This is a genomic window from Streptomyces sp. NPDC059010 (genome assembly GCF_042740355.1).
In the GTDB taxonomy this organism is placed as follows: domain Bacteria; phylum Actinomycetota; class Actinomycetes; order Streptomycetales; family Streptomycetaceae; genus Streptomyces.
Map to the genome: position 1 here is coordinate 213,022 of NZ_JBHYJA010000007.1, position 18,006 is coordinate 231,027.

16 protein-coding genes are annotated in these 18,006 nt (G+C 71.0%); 15 read left to right on the plus strand and 1 reads right to left on the minus strand.

All coding sequences use genetic code 11. The features are described from left to right. Positions 1–5 precede the first annotated feature (5 nt). The 4 genes from ACFWYS_RS09790 to ACFWYS_RS09805 all read left to right on the plus strand — a co-directional run bounded on the left by ACFWYS_RS09790 (position 6) and on the right by ACFWYS_RS09805 (position 2,783). A complete protein-coding gene (locus tag ACFWYS_RS09790; RefSeq protein ID WP_384765440.1) occupies positions 6–824 on the plus strand; it encodes a hypothetical protein in 819 nt (272 codons plus the stop codon). Then, positions 761–1,492 carry a DUF1775 domain-containing protein gene (locus tag ACFWYS_RS09795; protein WP_384765442.1) on the plus strand — a complete coding sequence of 244 codons (732 nt, stop codon included), beginning with the start codon at positions 761–763 and terminating at the stop codon, positions 1,490–1,492. The genes ACFWYS_RS09790 and ACFWYS_RS09795 overlap by 64 nt, the downstream gene beginning before the upstream one ends. Before the next feature lie 304 nt (positions 1,493–1,796). After that, positions 1,797–2,018: a CbtB-domain containing protein gene (locus tag ACFWYS_RS09800; protein ID WP_384765443.1), complete on the plus strand. Its 222-nt coding sequence runs from the start codon at positions 1,797–1,799 to the stop codon at positions 2,016–2,018. Positions 2,019–2,033: 15 nt separating this feature from the next. Next, positions 2,034–2,783 (plus strand): CbtA family protein, encoded by a 750-nt coding sequence (locus ACFWYS_RS09805; RefSeq protein WP_384765445.1) that lies wholly within the window; start codon positions 2,034–2,036, stop codon positions 2,781–2,783. A gap of 77 nt (positions 2,784–2,860) precedes the next feature. Here ACFWYS_RS09805 and ACFWYS_RS09810 read toward each other — a convergent pair whose 3' ends face one another. Next, positions 2,861–3,517, minus strand: a complete 657-nt coding sequence (locus ACFWYS_RS09810) for a chorismate-binding protein (RefSeq protein ID WP_384765446.1) — start codon at positions 3,515–3,517, stop codon at positions 2,861–2,863. A 303-nt stretch (positions 3,518–3,820) separates the two neighbouring features. Between ACFWYS_RS09810 and ACFWYS_RS09815 the strand changes: the two genes are divergently transcribed. From ACFWYS_RS09815 to ACFWYS_RS09865, 11 genes are all read left to right on the plus strand, one after another. Further along, positions 3,821–5,470 (plus strand): purine-cytosine permease family protein, encoded by a 1,650-nt coding sequence (locus ACFWYS_RS09815; RefSeq protein WP_384765448.1) that lies wholly within the window; start codon positions 3,821–3,823, stop codon positions 5,468–5,470. Between the two features lie 203 nt (positions 5,471–5,673). Beyond that, a complete protein-coding gene (locus tag ACFWYS_RS09820; RefSeq protein ID WP_384765519.1) occupies positions 5,674–6,579 on the plus strand; it encodes a LysR family transcriptional regulator in 906 nt (301 codons plus the stop codon). Positions 6,580–6,691: 112 nt separating this feature from the next. After that, complete coding sequence (locus ACFWYS_RS09825; protein WP_384765449.1) at positions 6,692–7,858, plus strand: CaiB/BaiF CoA transferase family protein; 1,167 nt, start codon at positions 6,692–6,694, stop codon at positions 7,856–7,858. Positions 7,859–7,884: 26 nt separating this feature from the next. After that, entirely contained in the window at positions 7,885–8,655 is a 771-nt protein-coding gene (locus tag ACFWYS_RS09830; protein WP_384765450.1) for a crotonase/enoyl-CoA hydratase family protein, read from the plus strand. Between the two features lie 35 nt (positions 8,656–8,690). Further along, positions 8,691–9,446, plus strand: coding sequence for an acetoacetate decarboxylase (locus tag ACFWYS_RS09835; protein WP_384765451.1), 756 nt, complete (start codon positions 8,691–8,693; stop codon positions 9,444–9,446). Next, positions 9,443–10,468 (plus strand): 3-hydroxyacyl-CoA dehydrogenase NAD-binding domain-containing protein, encoded by a 1,026-nt coding sequence (locus tag ACFWYS_RS09840; protein WP_384765452.1) that lies wholly within the window; start codon positions 9,443–9,445, stop codon positions 10,466–10,468. The genes ACFWYS_RS09835 and ACFWYS_RS09840 overlap by 4 nt, the downstream gene beginning before the upstream one ends. Beyond that, a complete protein-coding gene (locus tag ACFWYS_RS09845) occupies positions 10,465–11,688 on the plus strand; it encodes an acyl-CoA dehydrogenase family protein (RefSeq protein WP_384765453.1) in 1,224 nt (407 codons plus the stop codon). The genes ACFWYS_RS09840 and ACFWYS_RS09845 overlap by 4 nt, the downstream gene beginning before the upstream one ends. A gap of 292 nt (positions 11,689–11,980) precedes the next feature. Beyond that, positions 11,981–13,450 carry a class I adenylate-forming enzyme family protein gene (locus tag ACFWYS_RS09850; protein WP_384765454.1) on the plus strand — a complete coding sequence of 490 codons (1,470 nt, stop codon included), beginning with the start codon at positions 11,981–11,983 and terminating at the stop codon, positions 13,448–13,450. A gap of 19 nt (positions 13,451–13,469) precedes the next feature. After that, a complete protein-coding gene (locus ACFWYS_RS09855) occupies positions 13,470–15,212 on the plus strand; it encodes a DUF3556 domain-containing protein (protein WP_384765455.1) in 1,743 nt (580 codons plus the stop codon). Next, a complete protein-coding gene (locus ACFWYS_RS09860; protein ID WP_384765457.1) occupies positions 15,205–16,620 on the plus strand; it encodes a phytoene desaturase family protein in 1,416 nt (471 codons plus the stop codon). Before ACFWYS_RS09855 ends, ACFWYS_RS09860 begins: the two co-directional genes overlap by 8 nt. After that, positions 16,617–17,888 (plus strand): PucR family transcriptional regulator, encoded by a 1,272-nt coding sequence (locus tag ACFWYS_RS09865; protein WP_384765459.1) that lies wholly within the window; start codon positions 16,617–16,619, stop codon positions 17,886–17,888. The genes ACFWYS_RS09860 and ACFWYS_RS09865 overlap by 4 nt, the downstream gene beginning before the upstream one ends. Positions 17,889–18,006 lie beyond the last annotated feature (118 nt).

The following is an 18,006-nucleotide window of genomic DNA, read 5'->3' on the forward strand; positions in this document are numbered from 1 at the left end:
CGACCGTGCCAGGTGATCACGTGAGGCCGTACGACGGCGTGATGCCGTACGGCGGCCGGAGCGCGGGTGCGCGGCCGAGCCGTACGGGGGCGTGCGTGCGGGCCGGGCTGTTCGCGCTCGTCGGCAGCACCCTCGCGGCGCTGGGGCACCATGCGGTCGCCGAGGGCGCTGTGCCGTGGCGGCTGGTGATCGTCTTCACGCTGGGGCAGTTCGCCCTGGTCCGGCCGGTCGCCCGCCGTCGCCTGTCCCTGCCCGCCGTCGTGGCGTGCACGGTCGTCGCGCAAACCGCCCTTCACCTGGCGCTGACCGCGGCCGGCGGCGCGCACCACTCCGACGGCGGACACGCCGTACACGCTGCCGAAGGGCACACCGCCCGCCCCACTCTCGGCGACGGGCATGCCTGGCATCACTCCTCGGCGGCCATGACCGCCGCCCACCTGGCCGCCGCGCTGGCGGCCGGCTGGCTGCTGCAGCGCGCGGACGCGGCCGTGACGGCGGCACTGGTTGCCGTCCGCACCCTGCGCCGGATCGCCGCCGTCGCCGCGACCCGGCTGGTTCCGCGGCTTCGCACGGCCGAGATCACCGCGCCGCCCGTGCTGCGGCTGGTCGCCGGCTTCGAACTCCCCTCGGTGGCATGGACGTACACCCTGGAGCACACGCTGGTGCGCAGGGGACCACCGGGACGCGCCCACGTCCCGCACCGTCCCCTCACCCGGGCCGCGGCTCAGGCCCGCCCGGCATCACCTGCAAGGAGTTCCCCATGCCCGCACACCACCGCGCCCGCTTCGCGCGCCGCGTCACGATCAGCGGTGCCGCCGCGCTGACGGCCGTTCTCGCCGTGGCCGGACCGGCCGCCGCCCACGCGGAGGTCGAGGCCGACACCCCGCAGGCCCTGGCCGAGAACGTCACTCTGAGCTTCGTCTCCGAGGCGGAGTCCGCCAAGGCCGGCTTCGCCGAGCTGCGCGTCGTCCTGCCCGAGGGCATCGCGCCGACGGACGTCACTCTCGGAAAGTCGCCCAAGGGCTGGAAGCTGAAGGCCACCGACGACGGCTACACCCTCGGCGGCCCCGCCCTGAAGGCCGGGGTCGACGCCGAGTACTCGATCAAGGTCCGGCAGCTCCCCGACGCCAAGGAGATCGCGTTCAAGACGGTGGAGACCTACAGCGACGGCGAGGTCTCCCGCTGGATCGAACTGCCCCGCGACGGGGCGGAGTCCGAACAGCCCGCTCCCCTGCTGAAGTTGAAGGCCGCGGCCCCGGGAGCCACACCCGTCGGCGCCGACCCGACGGCGAGCGAGGAACCGAGCCCGAGCGCGTCGGCCGCCGCGCCGACCACTCCTGCCGCGACCGCAGCCAACGCCGGCAAGGCAGCGGACGAGGACGACGGTTCGTCGACGGGGGTGGTCGTCGGCGGTGTGGTCGTGGCGCTGCTCGTCCTCGGCGGCGGTGCCTGGTGGCTGGTCAAGCGCCGGTCGCCGGCGACCGGCAACTGAACGATGAAGTGAGCCCTGGGGGGCGGCGCACACCGGCGCGAGGCGAACAGGAATGCGCCCCCCTCAGGCCGATTCACCACTGCTGGGCCACCGTAGGTGGCGTACGCCATGTTGGCTGATCCTTATCTTGCCCTTACGCTCTGGACGACAAGGACGACGGCACCACGGAAGTCCGGTGCAAACCCGGCACGGTCGCGCCACTGTGTGCCGCCCCTCCCGCGGGAGGCGGCGGTGAGTCAGACCCCATGCCGTCGTCGAGTGCTCCACACGAACCGGGACGCGTTGTTCCCGAGGAGGTCTCGCCATGGCGCAGTCCACTGCCGCCCCTGCCCCCAGCACCAACGTCGCCGTCGCACCCCTGCCGCTCAAGGTCATAGCCCCTTGGGCGGTGTTCTTCGGCGTCCTGATGCTCGTCCTGCTGTACTTCGTCGGCGCCGAGCAGGGTGCCACCGCCGTCCTCTCGGGCGAGGAAGTCCACGAGTGGGTGCACGACGCACGCCACCTGCTCGGCTTCCCCTGCCACTGAGACGGACGGCCCACCATGAATTCCGCCATCGTGCGCGCCTTGTTGGTGCGCGGCATGCTCGCGGGCCTCGGCGCCGCGCTCCCCGCTCTGGTCTTCGCCTATCTGGTCGGTGAGGGACCGGTGGACGCGGCGATCGCGTTCGAGTCGGCCAACTCACATGAACACGGCGGGGAGGAACTGGTCAGCCGTACGGTGCAGTCGACCGCCGGTCTGGCCACCGGCGTCCTGGTCTTCGGCGTGGCGATCGGGGGCATCGCCGCCCTCGCCTTCTGCTTCGCCCTGGGCCGTGTCGGCCGGTTCTCGGCCCGGGCCACCGCGGCCCTGACCGCGCTGGCCGCCTTCCTCCTCGTCTACCTGGTGCCGATGCTGAAGTACCCGGCGAATCCGCCCGCGGTCGGCAACCCGGACACCATCGGCAAGCGCACCACGCTGTTCTTCCTGATGATCGCGCTCACCGTGCTGTTGGGCATCGCGGCCGTTCTGCTCGGCCGCCGGCTCGCCCCTCGGTGGGGCAACTGGTACGCCTCGGTCGCCGCCGGTGCGGCGTTCGTGGCGGCGGTGACGGTCGCCGCGGTGATCCTGCCGTCCGGGGAGAACACTCCCCATGGCTTCCCCGCCAACGACCTGTGGGAGTTCCGGCTCGCGTCGATCGGCATGCAGGCGGTGCTGTGGGCGGGATTCGGTCTGCTCTTCGGCCACCTGGCCGAACGTGTCCTCGAACCGAGGACGGCGACAGTGAGCCGGGTACCGACACCGGTCGCCTGACTCGCGGAAGGCTGTGACGGGACCCGCCGGTGGCGCGACCGGCGGGTCTTGTCGTTCCCGACGGCGGCGCGGCTGCGTCACGGCCGTCGTGCGTCCTGCGCGGGGACGAGGTGGTGGGCGACGCTGCGCAGCTTCTCGCAGGTCTCCTCGTGTTCACGCTCGGGCCGGGAGTGCCGTACCAGACCGGCGCCGGCCTGGAGCCAGCAGTGGCCGTCCTGCTGGAAGACGCTGCGCAGGACGAGCGCCGCGTCGAGGGCGCCGTGCGCGTCGCAGGTCAGGACCGCGCCCGCGTACAGGCCACGGGGTCTGCCCTCGAAGCCGCGGATGAGGGGGCAGGCGTGGGCTTTGGGGATGCCGGTCGCCGTGACCGCGGGGAAGAGGGCGGCGAACGCCTGCCAGGGGCCGCGGCCCGGCCGCAGCCGTCCGTTGACCCTGGAGGCCAGGTGCTGCACGCTGCCCCGGTCCAGCACCGCCATGTACTCGCTGACCACGGTGTCGTCGCACACCCGGGTCATCTCCTCCATGGCCAGCTTGACCGAGATGGCGTGTTCGTGGATCTCCTTGGGGTCGCTGAGCAGGTCGGTCCGCAGCCGGGCGTCCGCGGTGGCGGCACCGGTGCGGGCCCGGGTGCCGGCCAGGGGCCGGGTGGTGACCCGTCCGTGGGCGGTGACCTCGGCGATGGTCTCGGGGCTGAACCCGGCGGCCTGGATCAGGTGACGGGACGGAACTCGCAACTCGAACAGCGGTCTGACATCCCGACAGACGCTCGCCTCTCATCGAGGACGCCTGCGGCGGACGTAGGCCTGACCCCCGCCTGTTGGGCAGACGCCCGCACGAATTCAGCGACGGACAGCTCCAACGCGCCCGTCGTGAGTTCCGCGTAACGAGCCGTTCACGACGTACGGGGCTCCCGGGAAACAAGCGCTTCCTACGGTGTCCCGCCATGGACTCGGAGTTGTATACGCAGCCGCGCGCGACTGCACACCGATCGCTTCTGACGCCCCGCATCACCACCGCACCCCCACAGGAGGCGTGACATGAGCACCACCGAGTCACGGCTGACAGCGACAGACCCGTCGAACGGCGCCACGGACCAGGCGGCCAAGGAAACCCTGGAGGACTACACCCTCCGCTTCGCGCCGCGCAGTTACCGCCGCTGGACCCCCATGGTCGTGGCCACCACGGCACTCGGCGGCATCGCCTACATGGCCGACTTCTCCATCGGCGCCGGCATCGGCCTGGCGCACGGCACCGGCAACGCGCTCGTGGCGATCGCGGTCGCCGCCGTCGTCATCTTCGTCACCGGCTTCCCCCTCGCCTACTACGGCGCCCGCTACAACATCGACCTGGACCTGATCACCCGCGGCTCCGGCTTCGGCTACTACGGCTCGGTCCTCACCAGCGTCATCTTCGCCAGCTTCACCTTCATCTTCTTCGCCCTCGAAGGCTCGATCATGGCCCAGGGCCTCAAGATCGGCCTCGGTATGCCCCTGTGGCTGGGCTACCTGGTCTCCACGCTGATGGTGATCCCGCTGGTGATCTACGGCATGAAGGCGCTGAGCAAGCTCCAGGTGTGGACGACACCGGTCTGGCTGATCCTGATGGTCGCCCCGCTGGTCTACCTCGTCGCCACCGACCCGGGCACCGTCGACCGCTTCCTCTCCTACGCCGGGACCGACGGCGAGGGCGGGGTCAACACCGCCTCCGTGCTGCTCGGCGCGGGCGTCTGTCTGTCCCTGATAGCCCAGATCGGCGAGCAGATCGACTATCTGCGCTTCATGCCGCCCAAAACCGAGGCGAACAAGCGCAGCTGGTGGACCGCGGTCGTCATGGCCGGCCCCGGCTGGGTCGTGCTCGGCGCGCTCAAGCAGGCCATCGGTGTCTTCCTCGCCGTCTACATCCTCGCCAAGGTCGGCCCGACGGCCGCGCCCGAGCCGATCCAGCAGTTCCGCGGCGCCTTCGACGCGATGATGCCGTCCTGGATGGTGATCCCGCTGGCCGTGGCCCTGGTGGTCATCAGCCAGATCAAGATCAACGTGACCAATGCCTACTCGGGCTCCCTCGCCTGGACCAACTCCTTCACCCGCGTCACCCGGCGCTACCCGGGCCGCATGGTCTTCGTCCTGGTCAACCTGGCCTTCGCGCTGGCCCTGATGGAAGCCGACATGTTCAGCTTCCTCAACAGCATCCTGGGCTTCTACTCGAACTGCGCCATCGCCTGGGTCGTCACCGTCGCCACGGACATCGGCATCAACAAGTACCTGCTGAAACTGTCCCCGCTTCAGCCCGAGTTCCGCCGGGGCATGCTCTACGCCGTCAACCCCGTGGGCGTCGTGGCCTTCGTCGCCGCGTCCGGCCTGTCGATCGCCATGTACTTCCACGGGCTCGGCGACACCCTCCAGCCCTACTCCCCTGTCGCCGCGGCGGTGATCGCCTTCGTCCTCACCCCGCTGACGGCGATCGTCACGAAGGGCAAGTACTACCTGCGCCGCACCGACGACGGCATCGCCGAGCCGCTGCTCGACGCGGAGGGCAACCCGAGCGGGACGACCTACGACTGCCATGTCTGCCACCAGCCCTACGAGCGCCCCGACCTGGCCGCCTGCCTGACCCATGACGCCGTCGTCTGCTCGCTGTGCCTGAGCACCGACAAGATCGGCGACCACGTACTGCCGGCGACTGCGTAGCCCATCACGGGTGGCCCGGCCCCCGCGTCATGGCGGCGCAGGACGGGGAGGGGTGCGGCCCGTGAGTGCCGCACCCCGCGAAGGCCGTCCACCTCCTACCGGGCAAAGGTGGCACGGCACACGCTTCCGGAGTGGCGCGAGCCACCCTCTTGACACTCCGGCCGCCAGGCCCAGTTGTCATCGGTAGGGTGACCGTCGTGGACATGCTGCACCTGCGTTACTTCGTCGCCGTGGCCGAGGAACTCAACTTCTCGCAGGCGGCACGCAGATTGCACATGGCGGCCTCGCCGCTGAGCCAGCGGATCAAGGATCTGGAACGCGAGCTCGGCCACGAGCTCTTCGAACGCACCACCCACCGGGTCGATCTGACGCCGGCCGGCGCCGCCCTCCTGCCCATGGCACGCGACATCCTTGAGCGGGTCAACTCGATCCCGTGGCGGCTGGGCGAGGCGGTGCGGCCGCGGCTGGACCGGCTGTTCATCGGGATGCCCGCCGGGGTGCATCCGCTGCTGCGGGAACGGGTCCAGATGCTGGAGGAGGCATGCCAGGAGGTGTGCGAGCTCAAGCGCTGGCCCGGCACCTCGGCGGACCTGGCCGACGCGGTGCACGACGGAAAGCTGGCGATGGCGCTGGCCCGGCTGCCGGTCTCCGATCCGGCGCTGGAGATCATCGAGGTGATGCACGAACGGCTCGGGGCCGCGGTGCCGGCCGACCGGTTCGCGGGGCGGGAGTCGGTCACCCTCGAAGACCTGGCCGATCTCTCCTATGTGGCGGTACCGTACGACGCCACCCCGGCCTATTTCGAGGAGATCGACGCCCGGCTGAATTCGGGCGGCGTGAAGAAAAGAATCCGCATCAACATGGCGGATTACTCAGGCACCTCGGAATTGATTTCCTCGGGTATCGCCTTCTCTATGACCATGCTCTCGCCGGAGAGCCCGATGCACCTGTACCGGCTCGACAACGTGGCCGTGCTACCGGTCGACGGCTTCCAACCCGCCCTGCCCACAGGGCTGTTGTTCCGCAAGGATCGAGCGAGCGAGGGCGGCGACCTGAGCGGGGTCGCCGCCCTGGCGCGGCAGATCTTCGGTGAGGTCATTTCCGTCTGACCGTTCTGGTCACACCCGTGTTCGCCAATTGATCATTCCTTCTGAACTCGTTCATGCATAACGTCGTCGGTGGAAACAATCGACAGGAATTACTGCGTGAACAGGAGTGAGGATGGACAGCACGGCCATCGGCACCACCGGTCCACTGGACGGCGTACGGGTGATCGATCTGTCAACGGTGGTGATGGGGCCCTACGCGACGCAGATCCTCGGCGACCTCGGCGCCGACGTCATCAAGATCGAGTCGCCGTCCGACACGGTACGGGTGGGCCCCTACCGCACCACACCCGGCATGACCCCGCTCAACCTCAACGTCAACCGCAACAAGCGCAGCGTGGCGTTGAACCTGAAGGACGACGCCGACCGGGCACGGGCCCTGGAACTCATCGACAGCGCCGACGTCCTGGTCACCAACATGCGCCCAGGCGCTCTCACCCGCCTCGGCCTCGACCACGCCGCCATCGCCGCCCGCAACCGGGGCCTGGTCTACGCCCACGCCCAAGGCTTCCGCAGCGACTCCGACCGGGCCGGCAACGCCGCCTACGACGAGACGGTCCAGGCCGCTTCCGGCCTGGTCGACGTGGCCAACCGAGCCCTGGGGACCCCTGCGTACCTGCCGACGATCATCGGCGACAAGGTCTGCGCGCTGACCATCGTCCACACGGTGCTCGCCGCGCTGGTCCACCGCGCCCGCACCGGCACCGGCCAGTACATCGAGATCCCGATGACCGACACGCTCATCGCCTTCAACCTCGTCGAGCACCTGGCCGGCCATGTCTTCGAACCCGCGGAGGGTCCCACCGGGTTCCCGCTGTCGATGAAGCGGGGCCACCGCGCGGTACCCACCAAGGACGGCCTCGCCTGCGTCATGCCGTACAACCCGCAGAACTTCCGGGACTTCTTCCTCGCCACCGACCGCCCCGACCTCGCAGCCGACCCACGTGTCAACGGTGAGTCCATCGCCGACGACGACGTCGACACGCTGATGGACCTGGTGGAGGAGTGCTCACCGAGCCTGACCACCGAACAGTGGGCATCGGTCTGTGCCAAGCACAGCATCCCGATGGCTCCTGTGCTCGAACTCGACCGGGCGGCCGAGGACCCGTATGTGCGGGGCGGCGGGCTGCTCGACGTGGTCGACCACCCCAGCGAGGGCGCCATCCGCTCGATCGGCATCCCGGTGCGGTTCTCCGCCACCCCGGCATCGGTCCGCCGGCCCGCCCCGCTGCCCGGCCAGCACACCGACGAGGTCTTCCACGAACTCGCCGCCGGCCGCTGACCCACCGTCAACCGAGGACACACACCATGCACAGCACCACCGAGGTGCGGACCGAGGCCGGCGGTTCCACCCTGCTCATCACCATCGACCGGCCCAAGGCGCGCAACGCGGTCAATGCGGCCGTCGCCGCCGGACTGTCCGCAGCCCTGGACCACCTGGAAGCGGAACCCTCCCTGCGCGTCGGCGTACTCACCGGCGCCCATGGCACGTTCAGCGCCGGCATGGACCTCAAGGCCGCGCTGGCCGGTGAATCGCCCGAGATACCCGGACGCGGCTTCGGCGGCCTCACCCAGGCCCGTACGACCAAGCCGCTGATCGCCGCCGTCGAGGGCTGGGCCATGGGAGGCGGCTTCGAACTCGCCCTCGGCTGCGACCTGATCGTGGCCGCCGACGACGCCCGCTTCGGCCTCCCGGAGGTCAGCCGCGGACTGATCGCGGCAGGCGGCGGAGTGATCCGGCTGCCCAAGCGCATCCCCCACCACCTGGCGATGGAACTGCTGCTGACCGGCGAGCCGATCTCCGGCGAACGCGCCGGACACCTGGGCATCGCCAACCACGTGGTCCCGGCCGGAGAGACCGTCGCCACCGCACTGCGCCTGGCCGAGCGCATCGCCCAGAACGCCCCACTGGCCCTGGCCGCCGTCAAGGAACTCGTCCGCACCGCCGACGGCGCCCCGGAGGAGGCGGCGTTCGCCGCTCAGGCACAGGTGATGGCCTCGCTCGCGGCCTCCGCCGACGTGCGCGAGGGCATGACCGCCTTCACCGAACGCCGCTCCCCGGTCTGGCAGGGCCGGTAGGGCCGGTAGGACCAGGACCCGAGGGAGAACACACCATGCACCAGCAGGACGTACCCCGGCACATCGCGACGCCGCTGGCCAACCCGGCCTATCCGCCGGTCGTACCGCGCTTCACCAACCGCGAGTACCTCAACATCGTCTACCGCACCGACTACGAGGCACTGCGCGCGGTGGTCCCCGAACCACTGGAGATCGACGAGCCGTTGGTGCGCTTCGAGGTCATGCGCATGGGCGACGTCAGCGGATACGGCCCGTACACCGAGTCCGGCCAGGCCATCCCGGTCCGCCACGAGGGGGAGCGCGGCGAGTATCTGCACGCGATGTACCTGGACAACCTCCCGGCCATCACGTCCGGCCGCGAGGCCAGTGCCTATCCCAAGACGGCCGGCTCGCCCGCCCTGTACGCCGACCACGGTGCGCTGGTCGGGGTCCTCGACGTCGGCACCCTCCGGGTGGCGACCGCGACGATGGGCTACAAGCACTACGAGTTGTCGGTCGAGGAGGCCGTGGCCCAGGTCGGTGTGCCGACCTACATGCTCAAGCTGGTCCCCGGATTCGACGGGGCGCCACAGGTCGCCCAGCTGGTGCGCACCGAGATCACCGACATCACGGTGAAGGGCGCCTGGACCGGCCCCGCCCGGCTGGAGCTGTTCGCGCACGCGCTGGCACCGCTGGCCGATCTGCCGGTCCGCGAGATCGTCTCCGCCAGCCACATCCTGACCGATCTGACCCTGGCGCCGGTCAAGCCCGTCCACGACTACCTGGCCCACAGCGCCCACCTCGCCCGGTGAGCACGGCCAAGGCACGGACGCAGAGAGCAGACAGCAGAGACGAAGACAGCAGAGAGAAGACTGTGATGACCAAGCCCTTCACCACCGCCGCGGTCGTCGGCGCCGGGACGATCGGCCTGTCCTGGGCCGCGCTCTTCGCCGGCCACGGCATGCGGGTACGCATCACCGACCCGCGGCCGGACCTGGCCGAGGCGGTCGACCAGGCACTCGACCAGGTCGCCGGCCAGCTGGCCGCGCGGGGCCTGGACGTGAGCGGCCTCGCCGAGCGGGTGCGCATCGCCGACGACCTCGCCGACGCGGTGCGCGACGCCGACGTCGTGCAGGAGAACGGACCGGAGAACGTCGCCTTCAAGCGGAAGCTGTTCAGCGACCTGGTCGCCGCCGCCCCCGCGCATGCGCTGCTGCTCAGTTCCTCCTCGGCGATCCCGTCGACGGCGTTCACCGACACCATCGAGGACGCCGGCCGCATCCTGATCGGCCACCCCTTCAACCCACCGCACCTGATACCGCTGGTGGAGGTGGTGCCCGGAGAGCGCACCTCGCAGGAGAGCGTGGCCCGGGCCGTGGAGTTCTACCGCTTCGTCGGCCGGGTCCCGGTCGTCGAACGCAAGGAGATCCCCGGCTTCGTCGGCAACCGCCTGCAGAACGCCCTCAGCCGGGAGGCGATCTACCTCGTCGAGCAGGGCGTCGTCAGCCCGGCGGAGCTGGACACCGTGATGGTGAACTCGCTCGGCCTGCGCTGGGCGACGGTGGGGCCGTTCCTCGGCGCACACCTCGGCGGCGGCCCCGGTGGCTACCGGCACATGGCCGAGCACATCGGCGTGTCGATGCAGCAGATGTGGGACTCGCTCGGCCGACCCGAGCAGAGCCCCGACCAGACCGAACGACTCGTCGCGGCCGTCGAGGACGCCTACGCCTCCCGCTCCTACGCCGACCTCAGCCGCGACCGCGACGCCCGGCAGATCGCCGTGCTGTCCGCCCGCGACAGCGCCACCAGCACCGAGAAGGAGACCAGTTCATGACCGCCGTACTGCCCGAGAAGGCTTCCGAGACCGCTTCCGTCGACGACCGGCTGGCCGCGGACTTCTACGACGTCGAGTCGCTGCTGCCGCCGCACGAGCGGGAACTGCTGCTGCGCGCCCGGGCGTTCATGCGCACCGAGGTCAAACCGCTGGTCAACGAGTACTGGGCCAAGGGGGAGTTCCCCCGCGAACTCATCGGCAGGTTCCGCGACCTCGGACTCGCCGGCGTCCCCTACGAGGGCTACGGCGACCCTGAACCGGCCGGGAGCAATCTGCTGGTCGGCATGCTGTCGATGGAGTACACCCGCACCGACGCCTCCAGCGCCACCTTCTTCGGCGTGCACAACGGTCTGGCGATGTACAGCATCTACCGGGGCGGCGACCAGGAACAGCGGGACCGCTGGCTGCCGGCGATGGCCGCGCTGGACACCATCGGCGCCTTCGCGATGACCGAACCGCTCGGCGGCTCCGACGTGGCCGGCGGCATGCGGACCACCGCCCGCTGGGACGGCGAGAACTGGGTGCTCAACGGTGCCAAGCGGTGGATCGGCAACGCGACGTTCGCCGACCTGGTGGTGGTGTGGGCCCGCGACGAGGCGGACGACAAGGTCAAGGGCTTCGTGGTGGAGAAGGGCACCCCGGGCTTCTCGCCGGTCAAGATCGAGAACAAGATCGCGTTCAGGATCGTGGAGAACGCCGAGATCACCCTGACCGACGTCAAGGTGCCCGAGGCCAACCGGCTGCAGCGGATCGACTCCTTCCGCGACGTGGCCGAGATCCTCCGCGCCACCCGCAGCGGAGTCGCCTGGCAGGCCCTCGGCGTGATGATCGGCGCCTACGAGCTGGCGCTGGACTACGCCAAGCAGCGCCGCCAGTTCGGACGCCCGATCGCCCGGTTCCAGATGGTCCAGGACCTGCTGGTCAAGAGCCTCGGCAACATCACCGCCTGTTGGGGCATGCTGATCCAGCTCGCGCGACTGCAGGACGCGGGCATCTTCCGGGACGAGCACTCCTCGCTGGCGAAGGCGTTCGTCACCTCGCGGATGCGCGAGGTGGTGGGATGGTGCCGGGAGATCTTCGGCGGCAACGGCATCGTCCTCGACTACGACATCGCCCGGTTCTTCGCCGACGCCGAGGCGATCTACTCCTTCGAGGGCACCCGCGAGATGAACACCCTCATCGTCGGCAAGGCGGTCACGGGCGAGAGCGCCTTCGTCTGACCGCGACTCCCGCAACCCCGCGCCGACTCCGAGTGCAGTGTTCCTCGGGGCCGGCGCGGACCTGTGCGGAAGCGCTGCCGAGGCCGGGCGCCGGGCCGCGTACAGGTCCCGCCCGACACCCGCCCTGTGCGCCACGCACAAAGGCCGCCCCCAGCATCGTCGCCCGCGCCCATGGGCCGGGAGCACCGCCGATTCGTACCGTCTCTCCTCACACACACCGGACATCCGTCCCGCCTTCCCGGGACGCGAACCCGTCCGGCCGACGTCCGTCGACGTACTTCGAGGAGCCGACATGCACATCGCGGAACTGCCAGATCTGCGGGCCCGGCGGGAGGCCGACGGTCCCTGTGTCGCTGACGATGTGACAACTCTCGACAACGCGGCGTTCCTTCACCGCGTCCGGCGAGCCGCGGCGGTCCTGCGGTCGCGGGGCGTCGGACGCGGGGACGTGGTGGCGTTGCTGCTGCCCAACACGGCGGACTTCGTCGTCGCGCTGTTCGCCGCCTGGCGGCTCGGCGCGACGGTGACCCCGGTCAACCCGGCGCTGACCGAGGCCGAGACGCGCCACCAGCTCGATGACGCGGATGCCGTCGTGGTCGTCACCGCCGCGCCGTCGCCGCTCCCCGGGGCGGTCGCGGTGGCCGAACTGGTCACCGGGCCCGAGGACACGGCCGTGCCGGAGACGGACGCGGACGCGCTCGCCCTGCTGATCTACACCAGCGGCAGCACCGGGCGTCCCAAGGGCGTGATGCTCGACCACGCCAACCTCGCCGCCATGGCGGAGATGATGATCGGCGCCGCCCGGCTGTCCGAGACCGACCACAGCCTGCTGATCCTGCCGCTGTTCCACGTCAACGGGATCGTGGTCGGCGTACTGTCCCCGCTGCTGGCGGGCGGACACGTCACGGTGGCCGGACGGTTCCGCGCGGAGACCTTCTTCGAACTGGTCGCCTCGGCCCGCCCGACCTGCTTCTCCGCGGTCCCGGCGATCTACTCGATGCTCGCCGAACTGGCGGAGCAGGTACGGCCCGACACGTCCTCGGTGCGGTTCGCCGCCTGTGGTGCGGCCCCGATGCCGCCCGCGCTCATCGAGCGGTTCGAACGGCGGTACGACATCCCGATCCTGGAGGGCTACGGCCTGTCCGAGGGTACCTGCGCCTCCACCACCAACCCGCTGGACGGCCCGCGCAAGCCCGGCACGGTCGGACTGCCGCTGCCCGGCCAGCAGGTCGCCGTGATGGACCCGCGGGGCCGGATCATGCCGCCCGGAGCGACCGGCGAGGTGGTGGTACGAGGCCCCAATGTGATGCGTGGCTACCTGAGCCGCCCGGAGGAGACCGCCCGCACCGTGATCGACGGCTGGCTGCACACGGGTGACGTCGGCCGCTTCGACGAGGACGGCTATCTGGTGCTCGTCGACCGCATCAAGGACATGATCATCCGGGGTGGGGAGAACATCTACCCCAAGGAGATCGAGAACGTCCTCGGCGACCACCCCGACGTGCTTGAAGCCGCCGTGGTGGGCGCGACCGACCAGCGGCTCGGCGAAGTGCCGGTCGCTTTCGTGGCACTGCGCGCGGGCGCGTCGGCAGACACCGGCGACCTGCTCGAACACTGCCGGGCCCGGCTGGCCAGATTCAAGGTGCCCACCGGGATCACCCTCGTCGACCGACTGCCGAGGAACCCCGTCGGCAAGACGGACAAACCCGCACTGCGGGCCAGGACCACCGCAGGCACCGGCGCCCTCACCATCGCCGGCTGAACGGGAACGGGAGGCAGTCATGGGGTTCCTCGCACCGAACACCGCGGACATCGACGTACGGCAGTGGCGCACCCGCCCCTACCACCAGCGCATCAGGCCGCTGGCTCAGCACTGGGCCATGCACGGCTTCGGCACCCCCGGCGTCGTGCACCTGCTGTACCTGGTGAAGATCACCGCGTACGCGCTCGGCGGCATCGCGGTCGTCTCCGCGACGCCCGGCGTCGGCGGCATCGCGGACTTCGGTTCCTGGTGGACGGAGCCGATCGTCTATCAGAAACTCGTCGTCTGGACGCTGTTGTACGAGGTCCTGGGCCTCGGCTGCGGCTCAGGCCCGCTCAGCTCGCACTTCCTGCCGCCGGTCGGCGCCTTCCTGCACTGGCTGCGCCCGAGCACGGTACGGCTTCCTCCGTGGCCGACCAGGATCCCGTTCACCTCCGGGACGCGGCGGACGTCCGCCGATGTGGCGCTGTACGCCGCGGTGTTGGGCGCGGCGGTGTGGCTGCTGTTCACGCCGGGCGACGCCGAGGCGGGCGGGGTGCTCGCGCCATGGCGGGTCGCCGTCCTCGCGGCGCTGCTCGCACTGCTCGGGCTGCGCGACAAGACCGTCTTCCTCGCCGCCCGCGCGGAGCACTACGGGCTGACGCTGCTGGTCTTCCTCTTTCCGGTGGCAGACCAGACCGCCGCGCTGAAACTGGTCATGCTCGCCCTGTGGTGGGGCGCCGCCTCCTCCAAGCTCAACCGCCACTTCCCGTTCGTGGTGGCGGTGATGATCAGCAACAGCCCGCTGCGCCCGGCGTGGTTCAAGCGCCGGCTGTACCGCAACTACCCCGACGATCTCAGGCCGTCCGCTCTCGCCTCCGCGGCCGCGCACGGCGGCACGTTCATCGAGTACGTGGTGCCTCTGGTCCTGGTGCTGTCCGACGGCGGGCCCGTCACCACGATCGCCCTGACCGTGATGGTCGTCTTCCATCTGCACATCATGTCGACCTTCCCGATGGGCGTACCGCTGGAGTGGAACGTCTTCTTCATCTACTCGGCGCTCGTCCTCTTCGGCCACGACGCCGCCGTCGGCGCCTTCGCCCTGCACTCCACGCTCCTGGCCGCCGTACTGGCGCTGAGCCTGGTGGTGGTCCCGGTGCTCGGCCACGTCCGACCCGACCTGGTGTCCTTCCTGCCCTCGATGCGCTACTACGCCGGCAACTGGGCCACCAGCCTGTGGTGCTTCCGCAAGGGCACCGAGCACCGGCTCAACGAGCACATCGTCAAGGCGTCCGCTCTGCCCGTCGACCAGCTCACCCGCCTGTACGGCCCCGAGGCCGCCGAGCTGGTGCTGCACCAGGGGCTGGCCTGGCGCGCGATGCACAGCCACGGCCGGGCGCTGGTCGGACTGCTGCCGCGGGCCGTGGACGACGTGGAGTCCTACGATGTGCGGGAGGGCGAGATGGTGGCGGGAGCGGTCCTCGGCTGGAACTTCGGCGACGGCCATCTGCACGACGAGCAGCTGCTGGCCGCGGTACAGCAGCGGTGCGGGTTCGCGCCGGGCGACCTGCGCGTCGTCCTGCTCGAATCCCAGCCGACACACCGACAGCGCCAGCACTACCGCATCGTGGACGCGGCGACCGGCCAGATCGAGGAGGGCTACGTGGACGTACGGGAGATGGTGGTGCGCCAGCCCTGGCTCGACGACGAGACGCCCGCGATCCCCGTCGAGCCCGTCGGTCCATCGCGACCTGCGACCGAGGTGGCGGCCGCGCATGAGTGACGCGATCGTGGTGGGGGCCGGCCCGAACGGGCTGGCCGCCGCCGTCGCCCTGGCCCAGCGAGGTCTGAAGGTGACCGTCCTGGAAGCCGCCGACGAGATCGGCGGCGGCACCCGCAGCAGCGAGCTGACCCTGCCCGGACTGCTGCACGACCACTGCTCCGCGGTCCACCCGCTGGGCGTCGCCTCGCCGTTCCTGCGCACCCTCGGCCTGGAGCGGTACGGCGTCGAGTGGGCGTGGCCCGAGGTCGATCTGGCCCACCCGCTGGACGGCGGACGGGCCGGGGTGCTGGTCCGCTCCATGGAGGCGACGGTGCGCGGGCTCGGCGCGGACGGCCCGGCCTGGCAGCGGCTGTTCGCTCCGCTGGCCGCCGACTTCGACGCACTCACCGAGGATGTGCTGCGCCCGGTTCCCCATCTGCCCGCCCACCCGGTGGCACTGGCCCGCTTCGGGCTGCGGGCGCTGCAGCCGGCCACGGCGGTGGCCCGGCGCTGGCACACCGAGGAAGCGAGGGCACTGTTCGCGGGAGCGGCGGCGCATCTGATGTATCCACTGACCGGGCCGGCCAGTTCCGCGGTCGGGCTGATGATCATCGGCGCCGCCCACCGCTTCGGCTGGCCGGTCGCCCGCGGCGGATCACGGACCATCACCGATGCGCTGGCCGCCCTCCTCACCCAGCTCGGCGGGACCATCGAGACGGGCGTGCGGGTCGACTCCCTGGCCCAACTCGCCCCCGCCCGGATCGTCATGCTCGACACCGCGCCCGGCGCCGCGGCACGCATCTGCGGCGACCGGCTGCCCGGCCGGGTGCGCCGGGCCTACCGCGGCTGGCGGCACGGCCCGGCGGCGTTCAAGGTGGACCTCGCCGTCCAGGAGGGCATCCCCTGGACCCATGAGGCATGCCGTCGCGCCGGCACCGTGCACCTGGGCGGCACCCTGGAGGAGGTCGTCCGCACGGAGGCGCAGACCGCCGGCGGGCGGATGCCCGAGCGGCCGTTCGTCCTGGTCGGCCAGCAGTACCTGGCCGACCCCGGCCGCTCCCGCGACGACATCCACCCGGTGTGGGCGTACGCGCACGTCCCGCACGCTCACCCCGGTGACGCCACCGAGGCGGTGCTGCGCCAGATCGAGCGGTTCGCGCCGGGCTTCCGGGAACGGATCGTGGGGCAGGCGGTGCGCTCGACCACCGAACTGGCCCGCTACAACGCCAACTTCATCGGGGGCGACATCGTCGCCGGCGCCAACACCGCACGGCAGGTCACGCTGCGCCCCCGCCTGGCCGCCGACCCCTACAGCACCGGCATCCCAGGCGTCTACCTGTGCTCGGCGGCCACCCCACCCGGGGCCGGCGTGCACGGCATGTGCGGTGCCAACGCCGCCCGCTCCGCGCTGCGGTACCTGGCCCGGTGAACGGCACCGAGCAACAGCCGGCGGACGGGGCGCCCGATCCGGTCGTCCTCGCGGCCCAGGTGGTGCAGGCGAACCGGGACGAGTTCATCGCCAAGCTGGTCGCCACCACCGAGGCGGAGATATCCCAGCTGGAACACGACGAGCCGCTGCACGGGCTCCTGGAAGCCAGCATCACCGAGAACATCGTGACCGCCCTGCATGTGATCATCAACCGGATCGATCCGCTGACGGTGGACGCCCCCGCCTCGGCCGTCTCCTACGCACGCCGGCTGGCCCAGCGCGACGTTCCGCTCTCGGCCCTGCTGCGCGCCTACCGCCTGGGCCATGCGCAGAGCCTGGACCTGGTCCTCGGGGAGGCGGTCCGCCTCGGGCTGCCGGACCCGGCCGGTACCGTCATCGCCCTCGTCCACCTCACCTCCGCCTATCTGGACCGGGTCTGCGACCAGATCGGCCGCGCCTACGAGGAGGAACGCGAACGCTGGGTGGAGACCCGCGGAGTGCTGCGTCAGTACTGGGTGGGCCAGCTCCTGGACAACCCACGGGTCGATCCGCGGCAGGCCGAGACCGCCCTCGACTACCCGCTGTCCGGCAGCCACCTGGCCATCGAGGCGTGGCGCCGCGACACCGAGGAGGCCCCCGACACCGCCACCGTCTTCGACCGGCTGACCTCACTGCTGCACACCCTCCTGCGCGCCCAGGGCCGCCCCCTGCTAGTGCACACCGACGAGGCCCACGCCCGGATCTGGCTGGCCGTCAGGCCCGACTGCCGCGTCGACCCCGACACGATCGCCGCCGAACTGGCCGACGCCGCGCTCCCGGTACGGGCCGCCCTCGGCATCGTCCGCCCGGGACTCGACGGCTTCCGCCGCAGCACACGCGCCGCCGCCCGCGCCAAGGCCCTCGCCCTCTCCGCGGGGCCCAGTGCCCCTCGCGTGGTCGCCTTCGCCCGTGTCGCACCCGTCGCCCTGCTGGTCGACGAGCCTCGCGAACTGGCCGACTTCGTCTCCGACACCCTCGGCGACCTCGCCGTGGACGACGCCCGCTGCGAACTCGTCCGCGAGACGCTGCGCGTCTTCCTCGCCACCAATCGCAGCTACGCCGCCACCGCGGACCAGCTGATGGTCCACCGCAACACCGTCCACTACCGTGTCCAGCGGGCCGTCGACGACCACCACCTCGACCTGGACGCCGACGCTTTCGACCTCCACTTCGCTCTCAACGTGTGCCACTGGCACGGGGCGAAGGTCCTGCGCCGCAAGCCACGATGACGGAGCGCGGGCGGCGGCACTCGCTGCACTTCGGCCGTCATCCTGCCGCGGGGGCCGCCGGACCGCGGGGCGGGGGGGGCGCGCGCCCCGCCCGCGGTTTTAGTGGGGGGTGTTAAGG